At 62.4% G+C, this 26246-nt stretch carries 27 protein-coding genes; 7 read left to right on the top strand and 20 right to left on the bottom strand.

Features of this window, described 5'->3' with window-relative positions; genetic code table 11:
- Window positions 1–4 precede the first annotated feature (4 nt).
- Entirely contained in the window at window positions 5–1123 is a 1119-nt protein-coding gene (locus tag WDX12_RS17885) for a P1 family peptidase (RefSeq protein ID WP_434721434.1), read from the top strand.
- A 31-nt stretch (window positions 1124–1154) separates the two neighbouring features.
- Here the strand turns inward: WDX12_RS17885 and WDX12_RS17880 are convergent, their stop codons facing one another.
- Entirely contained in the window at window positions 1155–1406 is a 252-nt protein-coding gene (locus WDX12_RS17880) for a hypothetical protein (RefSeq protein ID WP_320298486.1), read from the bottom strand.
- A 350-nt stretch (window positions 1407–1756) separates the two neighbouring features.
- Complete coding sequence (locus WDX12_RS17875) at window positions 1757–1975, bottom strand: FCD domain-containing protein (protein WP_434725666.1); 219 nt, start codon at window positions 1973–1975, stop codon at window positions 1757–1759.
- 836 nt (window positions 1976–2811) lie between these two features.
- Here WDX12_RS17875 and WDX12_RS17870 point away from each other — a divergent pair.
- A complete protein-coding gene (locus tag WDX12_RS17870; protein ID WP_434721433.1) occupies window positions 2812–3234 on the top strand; it encodes an SRPBCC family protein in 423 nt (140 codons plus the stop codon).
- A gap of 126 nt (window positions 3235–3360) precedes the next feature.
- Here the strand turns inward: WDX12_RS17870 and WDX12_RS17865 are convergent, their stop codons facing one another.
- On the bottom strand, window positions 3361–3927 hold the full coding sequence (locus tag WDX12_RS17865; RefSeq protein WP_434721432.1) for a dihydrofolate reductase family protein: 567 nt from the start codon (window positions 3925–3927) through the stop codon (window positions 3361–3363).
- 112 nt (window positions 3928–4039) lie between these two features.
- Entirely contained in the window at window positions 4040–5218 is a 1179-nt protein-coding gene (locus WDX12_RS17860; RefSeq protein ID WP_434721431.1) for an MFS transporter, read from the bottom strand.
- Between the two features lie 60 nt (window positions 5219–5278).
- On the opposite strand from WDX12_RS17860, the gene WDX12_RS17855 reads away from it, so the two are divergent.
- The gene (locus tag WDX12_RS17855) at window positions 5279–6703 is read left to right on the top strand and encodes a PLP-dependent aminotransferase family protein (RefSeq protein WP_434721430.1); all 1425 of its coding nucleotides are present in this window, start codon (window positions 5279–5281) and stop codon (window positions 6701–6703) included.
- A gap of 61 nt (window positions 6704–6764) precedes the next feature.
- Here WDX12_RS17855 and WDX12_RS17850 read toward each other — a convergent pair whose 3' ends face one another.
- The 13 genes from WDX12_RS17850 to WDX12_RS17790 all read right to left on the bottom strand — a co-directional run bounded on the left by WDX12_RS17850 (window position 6765) and on the right by WDX12_RS17790 (window position 19109).
- A complete protein-coding gene (locus WDX12_RS17850; RefSeq protein WP_434721429.1) occupies window positions 6765–7058 on the bottom strand; it encodes a hypothetical protein in 294 nt (97 codons plus the stop codon).
- Window positions 7059–7507: 449 nt separating this feature from the next.
- Window positions 7508–7756: a cytochrome C oxidase subunit IV family protein gene (locus tag WDX12_RS17845; RefSeq protein WP_320293645.1), complete on the bottom strand. Its 249-nt coding sequence runs from the start codon at window positions 7754–7756 to the stop codon at window positions 7508–7510.
- A complete protein-coding gene (locus WDX12_RS17840; RefSeq protein WP_434721428.1) occupies window positions 7753–8388 on the bottom strand; it encodes a cytochrome c oxidase subunit 3 in 636 nt (211 codons plus the stop codon). Before WDX12_RS17840 ends, WDX12_RS17845 begins: the two co-directional genes overlap by 4 nt.
- Window positions 8385–10028: a cytochrome c oxidase subunit I gene (gene ctaD / locus WDX12_RS17835; RefSeq protein ID WP_320293643.1), complete on the bottom strand. Its 1644-nt coding sequence runs from the start codon at window positions 10026–10028 to the stop codon at window positions 8385–8387. The genes WDX12_RS17840 and ctaD overlap by 4 nt, the downstream gene beginning before the upstream one ends.
- Window positions 10025–10978 (bottom strand): cytochrome c oxidase subunit II, encoded by a 954-nt coding sequence (gene coxB / locus WDX12_RS17830; RefSeq protein WP_434721427.1) that lies wholly within the window; start codon window positions 10976–10978, stop codon window positions 10025–10027. The genes ctaD and coxB overlap by 4 nt, the downstream gene beginning before the upstream one ends.
- Window positions 10975–11718, bottom strand: a complete 744-nt coding sequence (locus tag WDX12_RS17825; RefSeq protein ID WP_434721426.1) for an SCO family protein — start codon at window positions 11716–11718, stop codon at window positions 10975–10977. The genes coxB and WDX12_RS17825 overlap by 4 nt, the downstream gene beginning before the upstream one ends.
- 5 nt (window positions 11719–11723) lie before the next feature.
- A complete protein-coding gene (locus tag WDX12_RS17820; protein ID WP_320293640.1) occupies window positions 11724–12170 on the bottom strand; it encodes a hypothetical protein in 447 nt (148 codons plus the stop codon).
- Window positions 12163–13275, bottom strand: coding sequence for a hypothetical protein (locus tag WDX12_RS17815; protein ID WP_434721425.1), 1113 nt, complete (start codon window positions 13273–13275; stop codon window positions 12163–12165). Before WDX12_RS17815 ends, WDX12_RS17820 begins: the two co-directional genes overlap by 8 nt.
- A complete protein-coding gene (locus WDX12_RS17810) occupies window positions 13272–13814 on the bottom strand; it encodes a c-type cytochrome (protein ID WP_320293638.1) in 543 nt (180 codons plus the stop codon). The genes WDX12_RS17815 and WDX12_RS17810 overlap by 4 nt, the downstream gene beginning before the upstream one ends.
- A complete protein-coding gene (locus WDX12_RS17805) occupies window positions 13811–14338 on the bottom strand; it encodes a DUF3341 domain-containing protein (protein ID WP_320293637.1) in 528 nt (175 codons plus the stop codon). The genes WDX12_RS17810 and WDX12_RS17805 overlap by 4 nt, the downstream gene beginning before the upstream one ends.
- Window positions 14335–15693 carry an NrfD/PsrC family molybdoenzyme membrane anchor subunit gene (gene nrfD / locus WDX12_RS17800; protein ID WP_320293636.1) on the bottom strand — a complete coding sequence of 453 codons (1359 nt, stop codon included), beginning with the start codon at window positions 15691–15693 and terminating at the stop codon, window positions 14335–14337. The genes WDX12_RS17805 and nrfD overlap by 4 nt, the downstream gene beginning before the upstream one ends.
- Window positions 15686–18658 (bottom strand): TAT-variant-translocated molybdopterin oxidoreductase, encoded by a 2973-nt coding sequence (locus tag WDX12_RS17795; protein WP_434721424.1) that lies wholly within the window; start codon window positions 18656–18658, stop codon window positions 15686–15688. The genes nrfD and WDX12_RS17795 overlap by 8 nt, the downstream gene beginning before the upstream one ends.
- Complete coding sequence (locus WDX12_RS17790) at window positions 18642–19109, bottom strand: cytochrome c3 family protein (protein ID WP_320293777.1); 468 nt, start codon at window positions 19107–19109, stop codon at window positions 18642–18644. Before WDX12_RS17790 ends, WDX12_RS17795 begins: the two co-directional genes overlap by 17 nt.
- On the opposite strand from WDX12_RS17790, the gene WDX12_RS17785 reads away from it, so the two are divergent.
- On the top strand, window positions 19026–19346 hold the full coding sequence (locus tag WDX12_RS17785; protein WP_434725776.1) for a hypothetical protein: 321 nt from the start codon (window positions 19026–19028) through the stop codon (window positions 19344–19346). The genes WDX12_RS17790 and WDX12_RS17785 overlap by 84 nt on opposite strands.
- Before the next feature lie 448 nt (window positions 19347–19794).
- On the opposite strand, the gene WDX12_RS17780 is transcribed toward WDX12_RS17785, so the two are convergent.
- The 3 genes from WDX12_RS17780 to WDX12_RS17770 are packed head-to-tail and all read right to left on the bottom strand — an operon-like array spanning window position 19795 to window position 23716.
- The gene (locus WDX12_RS17780) at window positions 19795–22071 is read right to left on the bottom strand and encodes a xanthine dehydrogenase family protein molybdopterin-binding subunit (protein WP_434721423.1); all 2277 of its coding nucleotides are present in this window, start codon (window positions 22069–22071) and stop codon (window positions 19795–19797) included.
- A 3-nt stretch (window positions 22072–22074) separates the two neighbouring features.
- Entirely contained in the window at window positions 22075–23097 is a 1023-nt protein-coding gene (locus WDX12_RS17775; protein WP_320293633.1) for an FAD binding domain-containing protein, read from the bottom strand.
- 1 nt (window position 23098) lies between these two features.
- Window positions 23099–23716 (bottom strand): (2Fe-2S)-binding protein, encoded by a 618-nt coding sequence (locus WDX12_RS17770; RefSeq protein ID WP_434721422.1) that lies wholly within the window; start codon window positions 23714–23716, stop codon window positions 23099–23101.
- A gap of 183 nt (window positions 23717–23899) precedes the next feature.
- Between WDX12_RS17770 and WDX12_RS17765 the strand changes: the two genes are divergently transcribed.
- The 3 genes from WDX12_RS17765 to WDX12_RS17755 all read left to right on the top strand — a co-directional run bounded on the left by WDX12_RS17765 (window position 23900) and on the right by WDX12_RS17755 (window position 25738).
- Window positions 23900–24343 (top strand): PPC domain-containing DNA-binding protein, encoded by a 444-nt coding sequence (locus WDX12_RS17765; protein WP_434721421.1) that lies wholly within the window; start codon window positions 23900–23902, stop codon window positions 24341–24343.
- Window positions 24344–24352: 9 nt separating this feature from the next.
- A complete protein-coding gene (locus WDX12_RS17760) occupies window positions 24353–25366 on the top strand; it encodes an ATP-dependent DNA ligase (protein ID WP_434721420.1) in 1014 nt (337 codons plus the stop codon).
- Between the two features lie 90 nt (window positions 25367–25456).
- Complete coding sequence (locus tag WDX12_RS17755) at window positions 25457–25738, top strand: hypothetical protein (RefSeq protein ID WP_434721419.1); 282 nt, start codon at window positions 25457–25459, stop codon at window positions 25736–25738.
- Window positions 25739–26246: the final 508 nt, after the last annotated feature.

The following is a 26246-nucleotide window of genomic DNA, read 5'->3' as shown; positions in this document are numbered from 1 at the left end:
TTCCATGAGCAACCACGACCCGCATCTTCGCACCCCGTCGGGCAAGCCGCGCCTGCGCTCCTTCGGCATCGCGCCGGACGGCACGCCGGGCCGCTTCAATGCGATCACCGACGTTCCGGGCGTGTCGGTGGGCTACACGACGCTGATTTCAGGCGACGGTCCCTTGCAGGTCGGCATCGGCCCGGTGCGCACCGGCGTCACCGCCATCCTGCCGAGGCCGGTGCAAGACCTCGCCACGCCGGTGTTCGCCGGCGTGTTCAGCCAGAACGGCAATGGCGAGCTGACCGGGACGCATATCATCGAGGAAACCGGCGCCTTCAATTTTCCGGTCACCGTCACCAACACGCATTCCTGCGGTGTCACCCGCGACGGCACGCTGCGCTGGATGCACAAGGCGCTGCCAGCCGCGCTCGACAGCGCCTGGGGCCTGCCGGTGGCGGCAGAGACCTATGACGGCTTCCTCAACGACATCAACGGCCATCATGTCGGCTTCGAGCATGTCGCCGCAGCGCTCGAGAACGCCGGTGGCGGGGCCATCGAGGAAGGCAGCGTCGGCGGCGGCACCGGCATGATAACCTTCGGCTTCAAGGCCGGATCCGGCACCGCCTCGCGCATCGTCGAATGGCAGGACAGGCGTTATACGCTTGGCGTGTTCGTGCAGTCGAATTTCGGCAAAAGGCAGAATTTCACCATTCGTGGCCGGCGCATCGGGCCGGAGCTTGCCGACCCGGCGATCCGCGAGGCCACGGCGCGCGCCGAAAAGGGTTCAATCATCGCTGTTGTCGCCACCGACGCGCCGTTCCTGCCGCATCAGATGAAGCGGCTCGCCCGGCGCGTGCCGCTCGGCATCGCCATGACCGGCGGCTTTGGCTACCACAGTTCGGGCGACATTTTTCTCGCCTTCTCGACCGCCAATCCGGAGGCCGCGCTGGGAGCTTCCGGTCGCATCGCCAGTGCGCAGTTCATCCCGGACGTCGACATCGACCCGTTCTTCGACGCGGTCGTGCAAGGTGTCGAAGAGGCGATCCTCAACGCATTGGTGGCGAATGAGGATATGACCGGACGCGACGGCAACTTCGTGCCGGCGCTGCCGAAGGAATGGCTGAAGGAAAAATTCGGATAGAAATGACCGCCGGCCTGTCGCAGGCGGGTATTTATTCCGCCGGCTTGTCGGGCTTCGCTTCGCCGGTGCTCTCTTCGGCGGCTTCCTCAAGGCGCGACGCGATCAACTCCTGGATGTCGCCGACCTCTTCCTGGATGTCTTCCAGGAGAATGCCTGCCTCGGCAGCCTTGGCGCAGCACTCCTTGGCGAGGGTCTCGGCCTGCTCGATCTTGATCGGCGAATGCTGGCATTGGACTTTCTCGCCAATCCATCCGCGCAAGAACTCGATCGCATGTTCACTCATACTGCTTCTTCCCTGGCGGCTAAGCCGGTTGGTAGCTATGAACGTCCACATCCCGCAAAGGATGCATGCCCCATTCGAACCGAGTCGGCCTCGACCGGCAAGACGTCTTGCCCGCGGGACAAGAGATCTTGCCCGTTGTACGCGAAATCGAAGGAATGGAAGGGTTCAAGGTGCACGTTCAGATCGTTGAGAATGATGAGATCGTTGATTGGGGTCGATAGAAGGGCCGCTGTTGTTTTTGCTTGCTTTTTTCTATCTCTGACAACGCATGTGTATCACAAACCGTATCATGGCTTCCCGGTCAACGTTGCCCCGGCCTCAACCCGAGCAGGCGCTATATAGTGATATCCTCATGCAATGTCGACTCGGGGTCCGCCATCCGGGCGATTACCTCCCCAGAAGATTGCCTCGACCGTCCTCAGAAGCGTCAGCATCGCGTTGCTGGCGCCTTCGGAGTCGCGCGCCAGCAGCGCATCCAGAACGACCTGGTGCTCGCTGCAATAGGTGGCGCGGCGTTCCTCCGAGAAGGTACGCTTCTTCATCTCGAACCACGGCCGCTGATTGCGCAGGAGATTGTGGATCTCCTTGAGGACAAACGATCTTGTGCGCCTCGCGCACGGCGTTCAATTCGCCAGCGCTTGCATTGGTCGCGGCGCAATCGAAATCGCAATTTACGGCGATAAACCAGCAATCCAAATCAATGGTACCGTTGGCTGGGATCGGCCTCAGCGCTATTTCGTTGTTTTTATTTGTTTTTTTGTATTTTCCGGGTCGATTTGTGTCACAATATGTGTCACAATACGTAGCACATCTAACGCGACTTCGGTGACTCAACCGAGATGAATGGTCGAAGCGGTTGTTTACAATGGCTGCGACAACTATTTCCGCTGTGGATGTTGCCCACTCGATTATTTTTCGCCTAAGCTAGGCCCTTGATTAAGTTGGGTTTTTCATTTTTTGCAGCCGGCAATGCCGACCCGAGGCTGTCAAGAACCTATGGCGTTGATTAAAGGGAAAATTCCTGAAAATTTTTTGGTAGTTTCCAGCATCAATCGACCTTTGTTGGACCAAATCCTGGTTCCGCGTAGGTAAGACCGTGACGGTACTTTTTTCGAATCGCGGTGAAGCTATCCTACCTTGCCCATCCAGACGAGCCTCGGCAAGAAAGAGCGCAAGTGAGGGTCCGTGAGGAAACGGAAGCATCAGGACCCACCGACACTCCCCCGTCATTGATGCATCAAAAAACACCGCAAAGTGGCACGCCGCGATACCGGCGGAGGAGCCGGCCACTGCATCAAATGCGGCCCCAATGGACATGGTTCTTTAAGCGGCCCGCTGTCGGGCGTTCGCGCAAGGGAACAAATCCCGAAGCCCCGCGCTTTGTAAGGCCCTAGGAAAGCGTAAAATGTCGACGGCAGAAGTCAAAGCCAAGGTTGCGCTCGATCTCGACGCAGACCCCCAAGCGGTATTTGCCGCGTGGGTCGACCCGTCGCTGATTGAGCGATGGCTGTTCAAATCGCCGACAAACACGCTCGAAGCACAAACCGACCCTCGGGCGGGCGGCGCTTTTTCAATTGTCGAACACGAGAGTAGTGAGATCATCACGCATGATGGTCGGTACGCGATTTGCGAGCCGCCGACACGCCTGTTATTCACGTTGGGAGTGCCCCAACACTTCGCCGGCCTGGCGCAGATCGATGTGACGATCACACCCAGGGGGTCAGGCTCGCACTTGGATTTCCAGGCGAGCGGCGCCGGACCGTCTGATGCGCAACAGCTCTGGGAGAAAATGCTAGCGAACCTCGCCCAGTTGCTCAAAGTTCGTTGAACATAGGCACAAAGGCGTGCTCGGCGATGGCTGTAGCTATTTGCCTTTAGCCGAACTCTGGTTCGATGGACCAGCCTGATGGCCGCAGCGCGAGGCCGCGCGTGGGTAGTCCCCACGAAACTGACCTTAGCTGACCGGCTCGTAGGTCAAGATCACAACACCCGAACTGAGCGTCTTCGAGCTGGCGAGCCGCAGCTTTGCGGAGTGCCCACCCTCGATGAATAGGCGTTTCCCGCCACCGATCACCAACGGGTGCACCCAGACTCGGCACTCGTCGACCAGGCCGTGCTTCATTAGCGTTTGCAGGAGTGACGCGCTGCCATACATCTCGATGTCCTTGCCAGGCTCCAGCTTCAGTTTGGCAATCTCCTCTGCGACATCACCGCTGATCAACCTGGCGTTCCACTCTAACGGCTCGGCCAGGGTCCGTGAGGCGACAAGCTTCGGCATGCTGTTCATCCGCTCGAGGTAGGGGCCGCCCTTGATCTTGCCCCACGTCTTTGACAGCAGCTCATAGGTAGTTCGTCCGCACAGGAAATAGTCGGCCTCCATCAGGTGCTCAAGCGAGTCTTTCTCGGCTTCCTCGGTGAAGTACGGGTTGGCCCAGCCACCTTGCTCAGTCTCGCCGAAACCACCTGGATCTTGGATAACGCCATCAAGCGTGACGAGCGTCGATACTTTCAGCTTTCTCATTTCGGAATTCTCCGGTTCTGTTAAATGATTTCAGTCAGGCGGCGTAGGATGCTCAAGATCGACGAGGCTCCACCTGACCTTCTCAGCGGGCGCCAGTCGCGGATTCGTGCCTCTATGCAATGCTCCGCTTTCCGAAACGGACAAAGGCGGCGCCCGCGAGCAGGACCAAGATGACCCCTGCCGCCAGGAACGAGAGCGTGTAGCCGAGCACAGCGGCGAGACCGCCGAGGGCCATGCCTCCGATTCCCAGCCCGGCATCATAGGCTCCGTTCCAGAGTGCACCCACGGCGTCCGCCTGCGCCGGCTTGGTTTGAGCGAGCAACCGGCAGAGGCTGGCGCTCTGCGCGACCCCGAAAGCGATGCCGCTCACCGCCATGCCAATCATTACCGCGAAGGCTCCCGGCACCGCGAGGCAGAGCAAGCCGGCGATGGAGAGTCCCGCCGCTGCGATCAGCGCCCCACGGGGGCCATGCTGATCGATCGGCCGGCCCGCCACCCAGCGAGCGCAGCCCGCGAACAACGCCTGGAGGAGGAGAGCGATCATGATCGTAGCCTGATCGAATTCCGGATGCGCCAAGGGAAGGAAGGTTATCGCTGCACCGACCACGACGGCACCCAGGGCCAGCACCGTGATCGGCCAAACCGTCACGCGAAGCGGCGGAAACGAAGAGGCGTGACCCGTATCGCGAGGCGCCGGGCTGCCTTCGGGAACAAGCGCGACGGTAAGCAAGGCGGCGACCGCGAAAGCTGCGGCGATGCCGGCCGTTCCGCCGGGGCCGAGGGTTGCGAGCGCATAGGGGCCGAGCGGGACGGCGACGATGGCCGGGATCGCGGAGGCGACGCCGAATGCGCCCAGCGCCTCTGTGCGTCGCGCCGGCGGCGCCAGTTGCGCGGCCAGGCCGCAGGCCGCAACCAGCAGGATTCCAAGGCCAAACCCGCGCGCGGCACAAGTGGCAAGGAGCAGTGCGAGCGAGCTCGAGAACGTCGCGAGACAGGGGAGTGCCATCGTGAGCAGCGCCGCCGCCAGCGCGCGGCGGCGCCCGACCTTGACGATCACTCGGGGCGCGATCAATTCGCCGATGATGGTCGTCGCCATCAATGCGCCGGTGGACAAGCCCGCGGCTGACGCGCCGCCAAGCGCGGCAGCGTGCGTCGGAATCGCGGAGAGAAGCAGATAGAAGCTTCCCATCGCGGTCAGCATCACGCCGGCCAACGTCAGGATCGCAGGAGTGAGGATCGCGGTCCTGCTTGCATCGCTCGGGACGGGTGTTGCGGTGGCTGCGATCGACATCTCGGCGTCTCCAGTTGTGACTGTCCGTTCGATGCCTAACGTGCTAGTGGTCTGCTGAACATGACCAGTTCCGATGCAAAATTGTTGCCCACTTTGACGGATGGACTCCCTCTGTCGGTCGATCGAGACATCCCAGAGACTCTGGCGGCCCAGCTCCGCCGCGGGATCCTCAACCTGATCCGTACCGATGCGCTGCGTCCCGGCGTCCGCCTGCCCTCGACGCGGGTGCTTGCGGCGCAGCTCGGCATCTCGCGACCGCTCGTGCTCGACACCTATGCGCAGCTCGCCGCCGAGGGCTATCTGAGTCTTCGCCGCGGCGCCCGGCCTGTGGTCGCCGGGGAGGCCGTGGCGCCTCCTGACGGCGAGGAGGTGTTGGCGGAGCCTGAACAAATCCGGTTTGACCTTCGACCGGCCATGCCCGATCTCTCGATGTTTCCCAGGCGCCTCTGGCTCCGTTCGCTGCGAAGCGTCCTTGCGAACCTTCCTGCAAGCGATCTTGGCTATGGCGATCTGCGGGGCAGCCCCGTGTTGCGTCACGCGCTGGCGGATTATCTCGGCCGGGTCCGCGGCGTGATCGCCGATCCGGCATTCATCTTCGTCACGAGCGGCTTCGCGGAGGCGCGCGCACTCGTCTGCGCGGCCCTTTACGCGAAGGGCGTGCGTGGCCTCGCGGTGGAGGATCCCAGCTACAGCGACTGGGTTGCGGTCAACAAATCGGGCCTGCGGCGCACGCCTGTGCCGGTGGATGCGGAAGGTCTGGACGTGCCCCAACTTGCCGCCCTCTCGGCCGGGGCCGTGTTTGTCACGCCAGCGCACCAGTTTCCGATCGGAGGCGTGCTGAGCGCGGCGCGGCGCCAAGAACTGGTGCGCTGGCTGCGGGAACGTGACGCCTTCGCCCTCGAGGACGACTACGACGCAGAATTCCGCTACGATCAGGCGCCGATCGGCGCCTTGCAGGGCCTTGCGCCCGATCGCGTCATCTACGCTGGAACTGCCAGCAAGACGCTCGCACCGGCGCTCCGGCTCGGCTGGCTGGTCGTGCCGTCTGACCTCGTGGAGACGATGGCGGGTGAGTTGCGCCGTTGGAGCGAGGGGCCGCCGAGGATCGACCAGGATGCGCTGGCCGCCATGATCGACAGCGGGGCGCATGACCGGCACCTGCGCAAGATGCGACGCTTCTATCGTGACCGCCGCGACCGGTTGCTCTCCTGCCTGGCCTCGGCGCTCCCTGAGCTCGCAACCGAGGGCGCAGCCGCCGGGCTCCACGTGACGCTTCGCCTGCCTGACCAGATAGACGCGGCCGGCGAGGCTCGCGTTATCGACCATCTGCGGCGCCACGGCGTCGCGACCGAGGGGCTCGGGCGCTACAGCACGACCTGTGCTGGACCTCGTCGCCTCTTCATCGGATACGGCCGCATCGCCGACAGCGCAATCGAGCCAAGCATCAGGATCCTCGCGAGCGCCGTCCGCGAGTTGGCCGAATGAGGGCGTTTGGGTTTCTGGCAGGGTCCACGAGCACCTCGCGCTCTCCGGACCGCCATCGCCGTCAGGCGATCGTCAGCACGCCGTCGACGAGATCCTGGCTGCCCGTCACGTAGGCCGCCTCGCCTGAGATCCGGACGGTCGATGACGGCACTGCCACCAGTTCGCGCACCGAATGGGTGTTGTTGCCGGGCACGGCAATGCCGTCGCCGTGATGGGCTTGCAGCCAGCGCGCCGAGGCAATGTTTGCCCCTTCGCCGGTGACGCCGACGAACAACCCGGCGGCGATGCCGTTGAGCAGGTGGCAGCCGGAATAAATGGCGTGGGCAACCTTGCCGCTCTGACGGCCGGCGACCACTGCTCGGTCTGGCGCTCACTGCGGATGCCGATGTCGGCGGCATGGCGACCGATGTCAACCGGTTCGGCGGTGGTAACGAGTTCCACCCCTTATGAACGGGCACTTTTTCAATTTGTCGGAAATCGCCGCTCAAAATGCTACGATTTTCGGCAAAATCATTGGAGCAGAATCCTAAATCGCATCACAGCATTCCGTGTTCTTCACCGACGACGGCTTACCGTATCGGCATCTCGCCGCGAAACAGCGGCTGGTGGGCCGCATCAAGGCGCTAATTCGATTGGCGACTTTTCGGACCGGCGGGAAGTGACGTTCCTGGTGTTGGGTGACGATCCATTGGTCGGTTTCGAGTTCGGGGATTGGCTTGGCGACGCGAACCAGTCGCGGATCGCTGTGACCGACGAAGCACGGAAAAGGCCGGGGCCGCCTGAACCGCTTCAGCCCGACGCGCTTTAACGTCCGATCAGTGTCAGCCCGAACAGGATGATGAGCCAAAGCCCCGCGGCCACAACGGCGAGCCGGGGCAACGTACCGATCAGATGCATGAACAGCATGGCGATCAGGACCGCCTTCGCGGCCGCTATCGCCAGGTTAAGGGCGACATTGAAGGGGCCGAGATCGATCAAGGAGGAGCCGACCGTCAGCGCCAGCAGCGCGAGCAGCCCGAGATAGCCGAACGTGAGTTTGCGCAGTTCGCTCATCGGTTGATCAGGTAAAGAACGGGGAACATGAAAACCCAGATGATGTCGACGAAGTGCCAGTAAAGACCGACGGCCACCACCTGGCGCAGCCGGTTGGCAGGGCTGGAAGCCGGCCAGAGCGCGACCATACCGGCGACGACCACCAGGCCGCCGATCAGGTGCAGCGCATGCAACGAGGTCATTGTGAAATAGAGGCCGAAAAACAACTCGGCTTGGGCCGGGTCCGGCCCGGCATAGCGAAACGGCAGGCCGAGGAGCGGCGCCAGGCCGTCGCTGATCTCCCTGCTATATTCGATCCCCTTCACGATCAGGAAGCAGATACCCAGCGCCGACGTCGCGGCCAGCGCCCAAACGGTCGCGCTCCAGCGTCTGTGAACGGCAAGCTTATGGGCCAGCGCCATGGTGAAACTGCTGGTGATCAGCACCGCGGTGTTGAAGGTGCCGAGCGGCAGCGAAAGATGTTTCGAGGCTGCGGCGAAGGCGGGGCCGAAATCGATATGCGCGACAAGGAAGACCAGAAAGATGGCGCCGAACAGCATCGCCTCGGAGCCGATGAACACCCACATGGCGAAAGTGTCGGCTCGCCGTTCGCGTTGAGGTGTATCGAAAGCGACGCTTTCGGTGCCGCTCATCCCGCCGCCTCCTCCCGGTGCGGACTGAAGCGTTCGTGCTCGAGCCCCTTCATGTCGTAGTCATAGGCCGGCCGCGTCACGACCGGTATCGTCTCGAAATTATGCGGCGGCGGCGGCGAGCTCGTTTGCCATTCGAGCCCGGTGGCGCTCCACGGATTGTGCACTGCGCGGGCGCCGCGAAACAGCGACCAGCCGAGGTAGAACAACGGCATCAGATAGCCGATCGCCAGCACCACGGCGCCAGCCGAGGACAACACGTTCCAGAACTGGAACTCCGGCGGATAGGTATGGTAGCGCCGCGGCATACCGTCGAAGCCCAGCACATATTGCGGGAAGAAGGTCAGGTTGAAGCCGATGAAGGTGACAGTCGCCGCAATCCTCCCTGACGTTTCCGAATACATGCGGCCGGTCAATTTTGGCCACCAGAAATGCAGGCCGGCCATATAGGCGGTCACCATGCCGCCAACCATGATGTAGTGGAAATGCGCGATGACAAAGTAGGTGTCATGGACATGCACGTCGACCGCGAGCGACGCAAGGAACAGCCCAGCCAATCCGCCGAAGGTGAACAGCGCGAGGAAGAACAGCGCGTAAAGCATCGGCGTCTCGAAGCTGATCTCGCCCTTGCGCAGCGTCAGGCTCCAGTTGAAGACCTTGATCGCCGACGGAATAGCGACACAGAAGGACAGGAACGAGAACACCACCCCGGCATAGGCCGATTGCCCGCTGACGAACATGTGGTGGCCCCAGACCAGGAAGCCGAAGACGGCGATCGCCATCGACGACATCGCCACCGCCTTGTAACCGAACAGCGGTCGGCGGCTGAAACAGGGCAGCACCTCCGACACGACGCCCATTCCGGGCAGGATCATGATGTAGACCGCAGGGTGCGAATAGAACCAGAATAGATCCTGAAAGAGCAAAGGATCTCCCCCGAGATCGGGATTGAAGATGCCAATGCCGAAGACACGCTCCAGCACGATTAGGATAAGGGAGGCGGCAAGCACCGGGGTGGCCAGCACCATCACCAGGCTGGTGGCGTAAAGCGTCCAGACGAAAATCGGCAGGCGAAACCAGGTGAGCCCGGGAGCGCGCAGCATGTGCACGGTGACGATGAAGTTGATGCCGGTCATGATCGTCGAGAACCCGACAATGAAGACGCCGAAAGCCGCGGTCGAGACCCAGCCATTGGCGTAGAGCGTCGACAGCGGCGTGTAGAACGTCCAGCCGGTGTCCACGCCGCCGGCCACCACCGCAAACAGCGCGAACAGGCTGCCGAAAATGAAGACGTACCAGCTGACGAGGTTCAGTCGCGGGAAAGCGAGATCGCGCGCGCCGATCATCAGCGGCAAAAGGAAATTGCCAAGCGTGGCCGGGATCGACGGCACCAGGAAGAACCAGACCATGATGATGCCGTGCAGCGAGAACAGCCGGTTGTAGACATCGTCAGACACAAGGTCGCCGGCCGGTGTCGCGAGCTCGATCCGCATCAGCACCGCCATGGCGCCGCCGAGGAAGAAGAAGGCCGTCAGCGAGATCAGGTAAAGCCACGCCACGCGCTTATGGTCAGTGGTCAGCAGCCACGCGCGAGGGCCGCTTCCCTCCTCTAGATAAGTGCCAGGCATCGCCGCGTTGGTCATGGCTTGGCTCCTGCCGTAGGTAGACGCGATAACGACTTCAGATAGGCGAGCAGCATCTGCAGCTCGCCTTCATCGATCAGGCCGTCGAAGCTCGGCATCACCGGCTCGTAACCGGCGGCGATCTCCTTCTTCGGATTGAGGATGGAGTCGCGCAGATAGCGCTCGTCGGCGATCACTGTCTGCTGGTTGTCGAGCGCCACCGGCCGACCGAAGATGTCTTCAAGCGAGGGCGCCCTCACCTTGCTGCTGGCGCCATGGCAGCCGGAGCATCCCAGCGCGCGAAACAGTTTCTCGCCGCTCGCGGCGAGCGTCTCGCCTTCGCTCTGACTGTTCAGCCAGGCCGCATATTGCTCGGGCGCCATCACAGTGACCCAGCCGCCCATTTGGGAATGTTGCGTGCCGCAATATTGGGCGCAGAACAGATGATAGCGGCCGGGCTCCGTGGCGATGAACCAGATATGCGTCGTGCGGCCCGGCACCGCGTCCTGCTTGATGCGGAATGCCGGCACGTAGAAGGAGTGGATGACGTCCTGCGAGGCGAGCGACACCACGACCGGTTTGCCGATCGGAACATGCAATTCGTTGATCTCACGCTGACCGCCGGGCTGTCTGAACTCCCACATCCATTGCTTGCCGAGTCCGATGATCTCCAGCGCATCCGCCGGCGGATGGTCGCGCCGAACGAAAAGGGTGGCGCCCCAGCCGAAGAAGACAAAGGCAATGACCAGGCTGGCCACGGTCCAGCTCATCTCAAGCGGCAGGCTGCGGGAACGCTTGCCTGTGCGATCCGCCTTCGAGCCGATGCGGTATTTCACCGCATAGCCGACGACCAGGCCGCTGAGCGCCAGTCCGAGAAGGATTGAAAAAGCGACCAACGTGTAAAATAGCGCATCAATCTGGCCGGCTTCCGACGAGGCTTCCTGCGGGAAGAAGGGGATGCCGAAGCTCACCTTGCCCTCCCCCAGGTCTGCCAGAGCACAGTTGCGCCGAGGCCGAGTAGCGTTGCCAGGCCTGCCACTTTCAGCGCCGCCCAGATGGCAGGCGTGTACTGGCCTTTCGACCTGTCGAACCCAGCGCAAAGCAGGAAGGCGTGATCCGCGATAGAGCCAAGTTTGTTGGCCGACGCCTCGACCAATGCAAGCTCGAGGTCGCGCGGCGTAAAGGTCAGCGCCGGCAGCACCTGTGAAATTCGGCCCGAGGGTGTGAGCGCGATAATTGCGATCGGATGGACAAACTGATCGATGCCTTTGCGCCGATCGAAAGTGATGCCGGCCTCGTTGGCGAGCGCTGCGCCAGCACCTTCGCTGCTGGTCAGAAAACGCCAGGTGGACAGGCCCACCGGACCGGCGGCGGAAGCGATCTCATCCCGTGCCGCTGTGGCATCGGCGGGGGTCTCATCGGCGTCGATCGAGATGAACAGCGCGCGGTAATCTGTCGGGAGAAGGGATGTCTTTTTCAGGTCGGACGCGACAGCCTGCTGGGTGACGCCGCAAAGGTTCGGGCATTTGTCGTAGCCAAAGATGACCAGGGCTGGACGGCCGTTCAGTGTTTTGCCAAGCGTCAGCCTCGCACCGCTTGCATCGGTCATTTCGCGATCGAGAGTCAGTTGCGCTCCGAGCCTCGGATCGAATGTCGGTCGCTCGGCGGCAGGAGCCGCGCCGGCAATGAACAAACAAAGCGCAGCGAACAAGCTTCTCATCGTCCTGCTCCGCTTTGCCCCCGGCAATTCTGACTCTGCGGAGCGCGGGGAACCGCCGCAGTAACCAACCCGCAGTCATCCCCTCCAGAGCTCACTGATCGCTGCTGCGACCAATCCGGCAAACCGTTGCTGACAATCGCCCACATGGCGTCGTCGATCGGCATACGGGCGATGCCGGCATCGCGGTCGATCCAGCCAAGCATTTTGAGCTGGCGATCCTCCTCGGCGCGAAAGCTGATTAGGTCCTGGTTTGGCGCGGTCTGCAACCCAGGGCTTTCCGGACTAGTGTTGCCCGGAACCGGCAACCAGGTCGGCGCGGTGTTGAAGGCAAGCTTCACGCCGATCGTGGCTAAAGCGATGAACAGAAGCAGACCGCCGCTGAAAGCGAGCAGCACACCCGGCTGGACATCGCGCACTTCGGGATGGCGGTGCGCCTTAGCCATGGGCGACCTCCCGCTTCCACCAAGTGATCCGATCCGGTCGGCGAAGAAGGAAGAGGAACAGCACGAGCCACAGCCCGCCAACTCCAATCCATGCTGCCGCATCTCGCCATAGTCCCAGCAAGCCGCCGGAAAACAGCGGTGGGCGAACACGCCAGAACACATCGGCGAAATGGCCTGCTAAAGTTACTCCTGCCAGCCAGACCAAGCCGTCATGGCTGCGCTTGAGCGGTCGGCTGAGCGAGCCTGCGAACGCAGCCACCTGCAAGGCAATCAGCAGCCACAGCAGATACCACCAGCCGCCGGTGGCCCGGACGATGTACCACTGGATCTCGTCCGGAAGGTCACCGCCCCAGACGACAACCCACTGCATGAAGACGAGGTAGATCCAGGTCAGCACGAAGCCGAGCTGCATGTTGGCAAGGTCTTCGCCAAGCGCGGCATCTTCCTCACCGCCGGGTATGACCTCGACCGCCTTCCTCGCCGCCAGCACAAGGATCGCCAGAGCGAAAGCTCCAGCGACCTCCGCTGAAGCCTCGCAAAGTGCGTAGATAGTCGAGGTGAATTCGGGCTCGATCGAAAGCATCCAGTCGATGGCAAAGACGCTGACGGCAAGCGCATGGAGTATCAGGCTAAGGGCATATTTCCTCCCGCTGCCAGCCTTCCCGGAACCCTCTGAAGTCGGGCGGAGCACCACCCAAGTGAGGACGAGCCAGATCGCCGCGCAGACAGCAAAGCGCAGCATGAAGAACGGCACGTTGAGATAGGCAAGCTTCTCTCGAACCTTCTCGGACAGCGTCGCGGGATCGGCGCCGGCCCATGGTAAGATCAGATCGAGCCTCATCAGCACCGGCAGGAGCAAGACGAGTCCAAACGGCAGTGTTGCGGTCATGGCCCGCAAAGGCTGACGGACCGCCTCGCCCCAGCGTCCGCCGGTCAGCCCATGCACCATCAATATGGTCAGCGCGCCGAGCGGCAGGCTGAGCGCGAAGAGAGCCGCCGCGAGCCAGGCGCCCAGCATCGCTTTGACATCAAGCGATGCGCCAAGAACGCAAGGAACGAGCCCTGTGATGCCGACGGCGGCAAAACCCTGCTCGAGGCGGCTCACGGCGATGTCTCCGCTTCGAGCCGCGCGCGCAAGGTCTGCGGAAGCTCAGCGACTGGTGCGTTGCGCGAATATTGCAGCGCGCGGATATAGGCAACGATCGCCCAGCGGTCTTGCTGCGGCACGCGCGCCGCGTAGGAATACATGGCGCCATAGCCATTGGTGATGACATCGTAGAAATGCCGGTCGGAGGCCTTGCGAAGCGCATCCTGATGATAAGTCGGCGGCGCCGGAAAACCACGCTGGACAATCATGCCATGGCCGTCGCCCGTGCGGCCGTGACAGGGCGAGCAGAAGATGTCGAAACGCTGCTGGCCACGCAGCAGCAGCGCGGTCGTGATCGGATAGGGGATCCTGTCCGGGACAAGCGAAAGATCGGCATCGCGCGCGACGGTGCCCGTTACCGGCGTGCGTGCCGACATGCCGTCGGCGAACTGGTTGCTCGCCTCTAGCGGATCGTAGCGCGGCTGGTCCTCCATGTCCTGCCGGCAGCCGGCGACGGCCAGCGCACCGAGGATCAGCGTGAGGCGCAAGCGGTTCACGCTTCGACCTCCTCGACGGTCTCGGCGCCGAGCCGCGTCAGTTGGCCCTTGGTGACGCCCTTGCGGTATTTCGGATCGGCCGCTTCGATCAGAAGATAGAACTTGCCACCGCGCGCGTAGCTGAAGCTCTCGGCGTTGAAGACCGGATGATGGTAGCGGGGCAGCCCATTGGCCGCGAGCACGCCCACAAATCCGGCAAAGGCGGCGCCCATAATGCCGGCCTCGAAGGCGATGACGACGAAAGGCGGCCAGGAATGCAGCGGACGCCCGCCGACATTGATGGGATAGTCGACTTCGACCGAGTACCAGAGCAGAGCATAGACGAGAGCCGCGCCGGCAATGCCGCCGGCGAGCACGGCCCAGGGCAGGCGCGTCTTCGGGATCGCCAATATCCCCTCCAGCTCTTTCACCTGAAATGGCGAGAACGCATCCATGCGCCGATAGCCGCGCTCGCGCATGCCGCGCGCTGCCTCGACGAGCGCTTCGGGATCGGCAAAAACCGCCATGAGACCGTAGAGGCTCATTTGAGCTTGCCCTCTTCCTCGGCCAGTTCCTCGACCTCGAAGATCGTGATCGCCGGCAGGATGCGGATGAACAGGAAGACGAGCGCGAAGAAAGTGCCGATCGAGCCGAACAGGATACCGAAATCGAGCCAGGTCAGCGACTGCTCGCCCCAGGACGACGGCAGGTAATCGCGGCTCGGGCCCGTCACGACGATGATGTAGCGTTCGATCCACATGCCGATATTGATGGCGATGGCGATCGCGAACAGCAGCGGCATGTTGCGTCGGACGCGCCTAAACCACAGCAATTGCAGCACGCCGCAGTTCAGGCCGATCATCGTCCAGAACAATGTCGCGTATGGACCCAGCGCGCGCTGGGCCATCATCGCGCGTTCATAAGGCTTGCCTGAATACCAGGCGAAGAACGCTTCCGAGACATAGCCATAGGCGACGACCATGCCGGCGGCGATCATCAGCTTGGCGGCGTTGTCCATGTGCCTGAGCGTGATCAGGTCCTCGACCGAGAAAGCCCAGCGCAGCGGAATGGCGATGGTAAGCACCATGGCGAAGCCGGAGAGCAGCGCGCCGGCGACGAAATAAGGCGGAAAGATCGTCGAGTGGTAGCCGGGCGTGATCGCGAAGGTGAAATCGAGCGAGACGATCGAATGCACCGAGACGACCAGCGGCGTGGCTAAGGCCGCAAGCAGAAAATAGACGACCTGGTAGCGCGCCCAATGATAAGCCGAGCCGCGCCAGCCAAGCGCCAATATGCCATAGAAGAGCTGCGCCGGTTTCGAGCTTGCGCGATCGCGCAGCACCGCCAGATCCGGCAGCAGACCCATGTACCAGAACAGCAGCGAGACGGTCGCGTAGGTCGCGATCGCCGCAAAATCCCAGACCAGGGGGCTGCGCCATTGTGGCCAGTGCATATGCACATTGGGCAACGGCAGCAGCCAGTAGAAGAACCACGGCCGGCCGAGATGCAGGATCGGAAAAAGTCCGGCCATGGCAACGGCGAACAGCGTCATGGCCTCGGCGAAGCGATTGATCGAGGCGCGCCACGGCTGGCGCAGCAGCAGAAGCACCGCCGAGATCAACGTGCCGGCATGACCGATGCCGATCCACCAGACGAAGTTGGAGATCATCGTGCCCCAGACCACCGGCATATTGATGCCGTAGGCGCCCACGCCGACCGCGATCAGGTAGGTGATTGAATAGAGCAGCAGCAAAACCAGCAGGAAGCAGAGGAAGAACGCCGCCCAGAAATGACGCGGCAGGCGGCCGTTGAGCACGATCGAGCCGATGCGCCCACTGATCTCGCGAGAATCGTGCCGCCCGCGCAAGACGGCCGGGCTGTTCGCGCTGGCTTCAGCCATCGGTCGCCTCGCCCGGCTTGGCAAGCTTGCCGTTCGGATTGCAAATCTTGCCGAGATAGGTGGTGCGCGGCCGTGTATTCAGTTCCTCGAGCAGCGCGTAATTCTGCGGCGCGCTTTTCTCGCGAACGACCTTTGCATCTTTCTTGTTGCGATCGCCGAAAGTGATGGCCAGGGTCGGGCAGGCCTGCTGGCAGGCGGTGACCACCTCGCCATCGGCGAGGTCGCGGTTCTCGATCTGGGCCTGGATGCGTTTGGCGCTGATGCGCTGGACGCAATAGGTGCATTTCTCCATCACCCCGCGCGAGCGCACGCTGACATTGGGGTTGTGAACGGCCTGCTCCGGCCCAGCTTCGTCCTTGTCGAAGGATTGGTGCTCGAGAAAATTGAAGCGCCGCACCTTGTAGGGGCAGTTCTGCGAGCAATAGCGCGTGCCAATGCAACGGTTATAAACCTGCGCATTCAGCCCATCATGCGTATGGACGGTAGCGTTGACCGGGCACACCACTTCGCAGGGCGCCTTCTCGCAATGCATGCACGGCACGGGCTGGAAAAAGGTCTCGGGCGCATCGACTGGCCCGGCATAGTAGCGATCGACCCGCAGCCAGTGCATCTCGTGGCCGCGCTCGCATTCGTCCGGCCCGACCGGCGCGATGTTGTTTTCCGCCTGGCAGGCCGAGACGCAGGCCATGCAGCCGATGCAGGTCGACAGATCGATCGCCATGGCCCAGGCTTCCTGTTTGTAGGGCCAGGCGGGATAAAGCGATTCAGTCGGCGCCGACGGTGAGTCCGTGCGCACGAAATCTGGATTCTGCCGGAATGCGTCGAGCGAGGCGTGGCGCACAATGGCGCGACCTTCCATCGCCTGGTGTTGCTGCGTGGTGATGACGCGCATGCTGTTCTTGCGGAGCGTGATGGCCGCGCCGGTCGCGAACCATTGCGACCCACGGCGCAATTGGAAAGCGTCATAGCCTCCCGATAGGAGAGCGACAGAACCGACCTTTCGCCCGAAGCCAATGGAAAGCGTTATCGTTTCGTCCGGGTGGCCGGGCACGATCCAGGCCGGCGCGTCGATGTCCGCTCCGTCGCACGCGACGTTGATGGCCTCGCCGTTTCCGACTTTCAGTCGCTCGGCCGTGGCGGGCGAGATGAGCGCGGCATTACCCCATACGATCTTGGTCAAGGGTCGCGGCAGTTCCTGCAGCCATGAGGCGTTGGCGAAACGACCGTCGCGCAACCAGGGATCGGCGACGAAGCGGATATCGATACCGGTGCCTGCTTTTGCCGCCGGCTTCAATCCGGCCAGGTCCGGCGGCACTGTGACGGATACTGGCTTGGCGGCACCATTTGCTATGACCCCGTCGCGCAGAGCCTTTCTCCACGCGTCATCATCGAGCTCGGTCCAATGCTGCCGGACAAGCAAAAGCGGATCCGTATCGAACGCGCCACCAAGCACGGCGAGCAGCTCATGCCCGGTCTTTCCGTCGTAAAGCGGCCTGATCAGCGGCTGCACCATCGAGGTGCTGCCGTCATAGGCACGGATGTCGCTCCAGCTCTCGAGCTCGTGCGCCGCGGGCAGATGCCAGTGCGCCAGGAAAGCGGTCTCGTCGCGGTAGAGCCCATGATGGACGAGCAGCTTGACGCTGGAGAAGGCCTTTTGCACATCGAGGCCTGCCGGCGCGGTGTAGAGTGGGTTTGCGCCCAGCACGACCACTGTGTCGATCGCCTTGAGGCCAATCGCTTCGTACATCGCCTCCAGATCGCCATCGACCGACAGCGCATCCGGCGCCTCGATAAACTCCACTGTATTGCCGAGCGCACCAAGGCTCGCGTTGGCGGCAAACGCGGCGGCGTGAACGAACGCGCTCTGATGCGCACCCGGAACGACCAGCGCGCTGTGGCCGGCCGCCTTCAGATCGTCGACCAGCGCTGTCATCCATGTCTGGTCGATAGATGTGCGGGAAGTTCCGGCTTGGCCACTTAACGCCGCAATCAATCTCGCAGCCACCGCCTCCATCTCGCTTGGCTTGATCGCAAGCCGATGATCGGCTGCTGCGCCGGTGATCGTCGGCGTCGACTCCACCGCGTAAAGCCGGCTCATGCGGTCACTCGGGCTGCGCACGCGTCGCCGCGCTACGAAGTCGCGCGCATAGACGAGCCGCCCTGGCCCCTCTCCCAGGAAATCGGCATCAAGGCTCACGATCGTTTCTGTACGATTGAAACGATAGACCGGCGTCAGTGCCGCCCCGAACAGAGCACGCGACGCCTCGGCCGATCCCGGCGCCGCCAGCGGATCGTGGCGGTAAATTTTCAGCTTTGGATAGCGTGTCCGCAGCGCATTCAGCTGTGCCGCGAGAGTCGGCGAGGTCGTTGATTCTATCAGCAAGGCACCGCCCTGCCCCTTCGATGCCGTCCATTGCGAAACGAGCCCTGCCATGTCCTTCAGGAAATCGCCATAAGATGCCGGCTCGCCATTCTTCAGCGGCGTGCGTGAACGATCGGGATCGAACAGCATCAGCACAGCCGCCTGCATCACCGCGTCGGTTCCGCCAAGCGATGCCGGATGATCCGGATTGCCCTCGACCTTTGTCGGCCGCCCTTCATGGCTCTCGACTATGGCGCCGATGCCGAAGCCGTCGCTCGACAAGGTTGTCGCGTAGTAGGTCGGCTTGCCCGGGATCAGGATTTCCGGCTGGCGCACATAAGGGACGATGCTCTCCGCTCTGCTGCAGGCAGCCAGACCGGCTAGCGACAGCGACGCGCCCATCAGCTTCAGCAGCGTGCGTCTGTTCGGCCTTGCCGGCAGGCGCTCCGCGATTGCCGGGAATTCGGTTTCGACAAAGCGGCGGAAATCTGCGGTGCCGGCGATCTCGTCGAGACTGCGCCACATGTCGCGATCGCTTGTCAGCCGTCGGCGCAACGCTGCGATGTCGATGGCGAGCCGGCCCTTTTCATCGATGGCAGACATAGCAATCCGTCATCGTCTCGGGATGGATGTCGAGCATGCCGATCAGCTGTCGCCTGATCTCATCGATGTCGGCAGGCGGCCGCCAGTGCATCAGGAACACGTCCTTCGGCGGACGCAGATTAGGACCGGGATTGCGATGACAGCCCAGACACCATTCCATGCTGAGCGTATGTGCCCGCATCGTCAGCGGCATCTGGTCGACCTCGCCATGGCAGGTCTCGCAGGCGATGCCCTTGTCGATATGGATCGCGTGATTGAAGAAAACGAAATCGGGCACGGTGTTGACCCGCTGCCATTCGATCGGCTTGCCGCTGGCGAGGCTTGCACGCACCGGCGCCAGCATGTCGGCATTGGTGAAGAGCTGCGAATGGCAGGTCATGCAAACTTCGGTCGCTGGCAAACCCGCCAACGAGGAGGTTTCGACGCCGTTGTGGCAATAGCGGCAGTCGATGCCGAGCTGGCCGACATGATGCTTGTGGCTGAATGGCACCGGCTGCGCCAATGGCTCACCTACTCCCGTTACAAAGTCCGAACGGGGAAGGATTGTCCCGATCGCGGCGGCGATCAGCAGAACCGCACAACTTCCCCAGATGACAAAGCGCGCAACCCCGTTGGCGTTTTTCGAGAAGATCTGCGGCATCCCCTCGCCGATTCTGCTAAAGGCAAACTCAAAGTTGACGACACCTAACGGTGCTTTTGCCTCGAAGGTTCCGAAGCCGCAAAAGGATCACAAAATGGTGACCCACAGCGAGAGCCGGCTTCAAAATTAATCCGCAACCACAGGCAGTCGCACGCGTTCGCCAGATATCACGATCGGGCCGATGACCTATGCATAGTCATCGCGCCTGGAGGACATCGTTTCATGGGAACCAAGGTTGGCGATGAAGTCATCGCCTATGCTCTGCCGACTGGGTGAGACCGGCTTAAAAAGCGCTTTAACCTTCTAGGTCGCCACGACGGCGTCCCGTCGTCCGCGAAGGGCCGTCTCTCCTCTCCGCCAGTCTACGACTTCGACGCCTGGCAAGAAAATACATCCAGATCAGGATGAGGAACAAAGGGACGCCCGCGACGGGCAGCATCCACATGCCAATGTGAAACATGGGTCTCCCCAATCATAGAACGGTCTTAGAGCATACTCAGGCGAGAAGTTGCTCAATCCTGATCGGCAAGTCGCGGATGCGCTTGCCGGTCGCATGATAAACAGCACTCGCAACAGCGGCGGCGGTGCCGACATTGCCGAGTTCGCCGAGGCCCTTGACGCCGGCAGGGTTGACCGCATGGTCGACCTCCGGAATCAGGATCACCTGCAGGTCCTTGATGTCGGCATTGACCGGCACGAGATAATCCTGCAGGTCCCGGTTCACATAGCGGGCGTAGCGACGGTCGATTTCCGTCGCTTCATGCAGCGCCTGGCCGATGCCCCAGATCATGCCGCCCATCAACTGGCTGCGCGCCGTGCGCGTGTTCATGATGCGGCCGGCCGCGAACGCCCCGACAATGCGTGGAACGCGAATTTCCAGAGTGTAGCGGTTGATGCGGACTTCGACGAATTCGGCACCGAAAGCGTATTTTACCGAGTCCGCATCCTGTTCACCGCCGTGGAACTCCGGCGTGCCAGCATAAAGCTTCTTCAGCGCCTCGGGCGTCGCGCCCTTCGGCGCAAACTCGGCATACTCCTCGATCGCGCCGACCTGCATGGTCTTCAGGATGTCTTCGACCTTGGCCGACGCACCGCCCTTTGCCACGATCTTTCCGTCGGTGAGGTCGAATTCCTCGTTGTGGGAGCCGGCCAACGGACCGCCTTCTGCGGTCGCGGCGGCAAAGAGCTTGCTGCGGATGGCGTCGCAGGCTTTGAGCACCGCCGAACACACGCTAGCTGTGGAGATCGACCCACCGGAGACCGGAGCCGGAGGCAGGTTGCTGTCGCCCATCTCGACGCTGACCCGATCGATGCCGACGCCGAGCCGCTCCGACGCCATCTGGCCGGCCACGGTACGCACGCCGGTGCCGATCTCGTGGGAACCACATTGCAGCCGAACATCGCCGTCGATGGTGAGGCGCACCCGTGCCGCGCATGGCGCGACGGCGGTGGGATAGATCGCCGTGGCACAGCCCATGCCGACCAGCCAGTCGCCCTCACGCATCGCGCCGACTTTCGCCTCGCGCTTGGCCCAACCGAAAGCCTCCGCCGCCTGGTCGTAGCATTGGATCAGCGAGCGGCTGGAGAATGGCTTTTTGCCGATCGGCTCTGTCACCGGTTCATTGATCCGGCGGAACTCCACCGGGTCCATGCCGAGCGTCACAGCCATTTCGTCCATGGCGTTTTCGAGCGCATAGACATAAGGGGTCTCGGGCGGCGAGCGCATGTAGCCAGGCGTGTTGCGGTCCGCCTGCACCAGCGAGACGTGTGTCAGCACCGAGGCGTAGTCATACATCCGTCCAGTTGCTGATGTCCCCCCCACGACATAGGGGTCTGGCCGCGAGGTGACCTCCCAGCCTTCATGCGCAAAGGCCGTGATGCGCCCGTCCTTGTCAGCGCCGATCCTGATGCGGTGCCTCGTCTCCGCCCTATAGGTCTGAGTGCCGAAGGCCTGCATGCGGCTGACCACGCAGCGCACCGGGCGGCCGAGCCGCCTGGCGGCGATGGCGACAATGGCGGTGCGGGGCGTCATCGGCCCCTTGGAACCAAAGGCGCCGCCGATGAAGGGGCTGAAGATACGCACCTTTGCGGGATCGATCTTCAACTGTCTGGCAAGCTCGACCTTCCAGCCGGTCACATTCTGCGACGGCTCGTGTATGGTCAGCTCGTCGCCCTGCCAGAAAGCGGTGGTTGAAAACAGCTCGATCGGATTGTGGTGCTGCGCGGGTGTCGAATAGCGTTCGTCGACCTTGACGGCGGCGGCGGCATAGGCGGCATAAAAGTCGCCGGCCTTCACGTCTTCCTTGAACAAAGGACTCTTGCCGGCGGCGGGAATGGTCACCGTGCCCGGACTGTCGAAGCTCGCCGTCGGAGCCTCCACATCATACTCGGCGCGGATCAACTGCGCCGCCTCTTCGGCTGCTTCGAATGTCTCGGCGACCGCGAGCGCGATGATCTGGCCGTCGTGGAAGATCGTCCGGTCATGCAGCGGTCCGATCGAGGTCGCGCCGGAATTGCCGAATTTCGGTTTCTCGACCTTGTCCATGTCGCCATAGGTAACAATGTCGAGCAGGCCGGGCACCGCGCGGGCTTTGTCCAGGTCGAGCTTCGTCACCTTGCCTCTGGCAATGCTGCTGGTAGCCAATGCGCCATATGCGACGTTGGGGCTCGGCAAGTCGGCGGGATAATGCGCCTGTCCGGTGACTTTCAGGCGCGCATCGATGCGCGGCAGCGGTTCGCCCTGATTTTCTTTGGGTGTTGGTGTGGCGTCCATGGTTCATACCTTCATGTCGCGGGTTTCAAGCAGCGCGCGCATCAGCGTTCGTTTGCCGAGCTCGATCTTGAACGCATTGTGCTGGCGCGGCTGGGCCTCGGCGAAGGCCGCGTCCGCCGCCGCAGTGGCGGTGGCTTCGTCAAGTTTCTTGCCTTGCAGACTCTGTTCGGCCGCGCGGGCGCGCCAGGGCACGGTCGCTACGCCACCCAGTGCAATGCGCGCATCGCGAACGTTGTCACTGTCCAGGTCGAGCGCAACAGCGGCCGAAGCCAGCGCGAATGCATAGGATTCACGGTCCCGAATTTTCAGGTAAAGCGAGCGCCGCGCCCATGGCAGGGCCGGCACTTCGATGGCAGTGATGATCTCGTCGGCAACGAGATCGGTCTCGATGTGCGGCGTTTCGCCAGGTTGCCGATGCAATTTGGAAAATAGGATTTTGCGCGCCCCACGCGAACCCTCGGCATGCACGACGGCGTCGAGCGCGATCAGCGCCTGGGCAAAGTCGCCGTGATAGGTCGCAATGCAGGCATCGCTGCCGCCCAACACCGCATGCTGCCGATTGAAACCCTCTATCGCGGCGCAGCCGGAGCCCGGCACGCGCTTGTTGCAGGACCAGGATGTCTCGCGAAAATATTCGCAGCGTGTGCGCTGGAGGATGTTGCCCGAGAGGCTAGCCATGTTGCGGATCTGACCGCTCGCGGCCAGGCGCAGGCTGTCGGCAATGACGGGATAGCGGCGCTTGATCTCGGCGTGATCGGCGGCCTCACCCATCCGCACCAGGGCGCCGAAGCGGACTCCATCCTCGCTCACGCGTATTTGCCGTAGCCCGGGATCCTTGAGCCGGTTTAGGTCCACAAGACGGTTGGGCTCCGCAACGCCAAGCTTCATGTAGTCGGCGAGATTGGTGCCGCCGGCGATGAACTGCGCATTCGCTCGCGTCGGCTGGTCGTCGTTGGTGGTGAAGCGGGATGCGATAGCGACAGCATCGGAGATGTCGCTGGGCTGTTCATAGACAAACGGGCGCATATCAGGCTCCCTTCGTCTGATCGCGTGCCTGCAGGACGGCGGCGACAATGTTAGGGTAGGCAGCGCAGCGGCAGATGTTGCCGCTCATATATTCTCGGATGTCGTCTTCGGATTCCGCGTGCCCCTCATTGACGCAGCCGATCGCCGACAGGATCTGTCCCGGCGTGCAATAGCCGCACTGGAACGCATCGTGATCGATGAAGGCCTGCTGCATCGGATGCAGCTTGCCGTCACTGGTGGCAAGCCCCTCGACGGTTGTGATATCCTTGCCTTCGTTCATAACCGCAAAGGTTAGGCACGACAGTACGCGCTTGCCGTCGACCAGCACCGTGCAAGCGCCGCACTGGCCATGGTCGCAACCCTTCTTGGTGCCGGTTAAGCCGATATGATCTCGCAAGGCATCAAGCAGGCTGGTTCTAGTATCGAGCGATAGTTCATAGGCCTGCTGGTTGATCCGCAGCGACGCCACCACTGGCGCCCGGAGTTTCGGGCCAGATGGGGCTGGCGCTTCGGCTTTCGCGGATGACGCGAGCAACGGCGCTGCTGCGGCCGAGACCGTGCCTGCCATGAAATTTCGCCGGCTGAGGCCAAGCGCGGATGAAAGAGAAGGCTGGGACATGGCTCGCTCCTGGCTGGCTAGTCATCGGAGCTAACCCTTCATGCAGGCCATTGTTCCGGCCTTGCCCGCGCAGAATCATAAGCTCACCGAAGCGTGATCCTGGCCGATAGACGCGCATCATTCTGGAACATGGATGCCGGCTTCGAGTTCTACGGCCAACACCAACGCTGATGGGTAGCCGATATGAAATCGAAACTGGTCGCGGAGACGTCTGGACAAAGGACATTCGTGGTCGTTCTGGATCCGGGAGAGGAAGCCTTTGCCGCGCTGTCCGCGTTCGCCGCTCAGAAAGGAATCGCCGGCGCTTCGCTGACGGCAATCGGCGCTTTCGAAAAGGCGACAGTCGGCTGGTTCGACTTCGGCTCGAAATCCTACCGCAAGATCCCGGTCGGCGAACAATGCGAGGTTCTGAGCGCCATTGGTGACATCGCGGTCGACGACAGCGGCAAGGCGAGCCTGCATGTCCATGCTGTCCTTGGTCTAAGCGACGGATCGACGCGCGGCGGCCATCTTGTCGAAGGCATTGTCAGACCTACGCTCGAAGTCACGGTGACGGAATCGCCTGTTCACCTGCGGCGCACCAAACGCCCCGGCCTCGGCATCGCTTTGATCGATCTCGGCGCCTGAGGGCCGGCGATGGCAGCGGTCGCAACCGAGGTGTTTCCTCTCCCTCTCGATACATCCCCAATGGAGGCTCGGACCGATGAAGCATTGCCGCAGGACAAGGGCATCTGGCAGTTCGAACCGAAATGGGATGGGTTTCGCTGCCTCGCTTTCAAGAATCGCAAAATGGTCGATCTCAGGGCGAAGTCGGGCAAGCCGCTTGGGCGTTACTTTCCCGAGCTGACAGCGATGATGCAAAACCTGGAAGCCAAGGATTTCGTGGTCGACGGCGAAATCGTCATCGAGATCGGCGGCGCCGCCTCCTTCGACGCCCTGCAGATGCGGCTTCATCCGGCGGAGAGCCGCATCCGCAAGCTGAGCGCGGAAACACCGGCGCGACTGATCGTGTTCGATATGCTGGTCGCGCCGGGCGGCAAATCGCTGTTGGAGGCCGCACTGACGCAAAGGCGCGCGGCAATCGAAGACTTCGTCGCGAAAGCAAACACCGGCCCTCTTCAGCTCTCGCCCTGCACCACGAGTGTCGAGACCGCTGGGCGATGGCTGAAAGATGCCGGTCATGGGTCTACCGACGGTGTCGTCGCCAAACGGCTGAATTATCCCTATCGGCCGGGCGAGCGCGCGATGATTAAGGTCAAGCGACTGCGTACGGCCGACTGCGTGGTCGGCGGCTTCCGCTATCTGAACGGCAAGTCGCAAGTCGGGTCCCTGTTGCTTGGCCTCTACAACGAGCGCGGCTTGCTTGACCATGTCGGCTTCACCTCGACATTTGCCAATGAGGAACGCGCCGCGCTCACGAAGAAGTTGGAGGCGCTGCGCGGCGGGCCCGGCTTCACCGGCAAGGCGCCGGGTGGGCCGAGCCGCTGGAGCACGGAGCGCAGCGGCGAATGGGAGCCGTTGCGGCCGCAGCTCGTCGTGGAGGTACGCTTCGACCACGTCACGGGCGAGCGCTTCCGGCACGGCACTCGATTCGTTCGCTGGCGGTCCGACAAAGCGCCGAGCCAATGTACGTTCGAACAGATTCGATAGGAGCGCACTTCCGGAACAATCGCCTTCCCGGGCGGTTCCTGGTCAGGACGGCCCCGCGCCACGAACGCACCTACCGTTGGAGACAAGAACATGGATCCGCGCGATAAACAGCGAGCCACAAGGCAGGAAGAAACCGAAGCCCCCGGCATCGAACAACAAGACTGGGACGCTCTTGAGGGTAACCGGATCCTGCCTGACGGCGTCGCCGTAAACGGCGATCCGGGAGACGATATGGAACCACAAGGTGTCCTTCCCGAAGAAGACGACGACAATCCCTATCAGGAGAGCGACGAAGCCTTACCTGACGATGAGGAAGAGCGCGTGCTATCGCGCGACCCTTCCAAGGAAGGCAGTCGCTTTGACGAAGCCTAGCGAAAGGCTTCAATAACGAGGTAGCAAGGCGGCCGGCGGTCGTCGCAGCGCCCCTTGGTTAGTCGATTGTGTTTATCGATCCAGCACGTCGCGAATTTTTGCGGCCAGTTCATTGATTGTATATGGCTTGGTCAAAAGTTCCGTGCCGAAATCCAACGTGCCGTTGTGGACGATCGCGCTGCGCGCCGGTGGTATAGGGGACCTTTAAGGAAAGGCTGGACCAGCTTCACTTTGTCGACGAGTTCGCGTCCGGACATTTCGGGCATCGCTACATCGGTAAAGAGCAGCGACGGGATTTTCCCGCCTTCTATGTCGTAACCGGCGCAGGTGATCTCGAAGTTTCGCCCGAGCAACTCGGCTGCTGCGTAGCCAGCTCGCCGGGATCGTCGATCTCGCGAATCCGATCTCCCAGCGCCGCCAGAAGTTGAAGGCGCTGAACCCCAGTCAGCCGATCGTGCTCGATAACCCCCATTGCGCCCCCTGCCGGTGCAGCCGGCAAAATGCGCTC

Source organism: Mesorhizobium sp. RIZ17 (assembly GCF_051127865.1).
GTDB classification, from domain to species: Bacteria; Pseudomonadota; Alphaproteobacteria; order Rhizobiales; family Rhizobiaceae; genus Mesorhizobium; species Mesorhizobium humile.
This window is presented reverse-complemented; position numbering and strand designations above follow the sequence as displayed.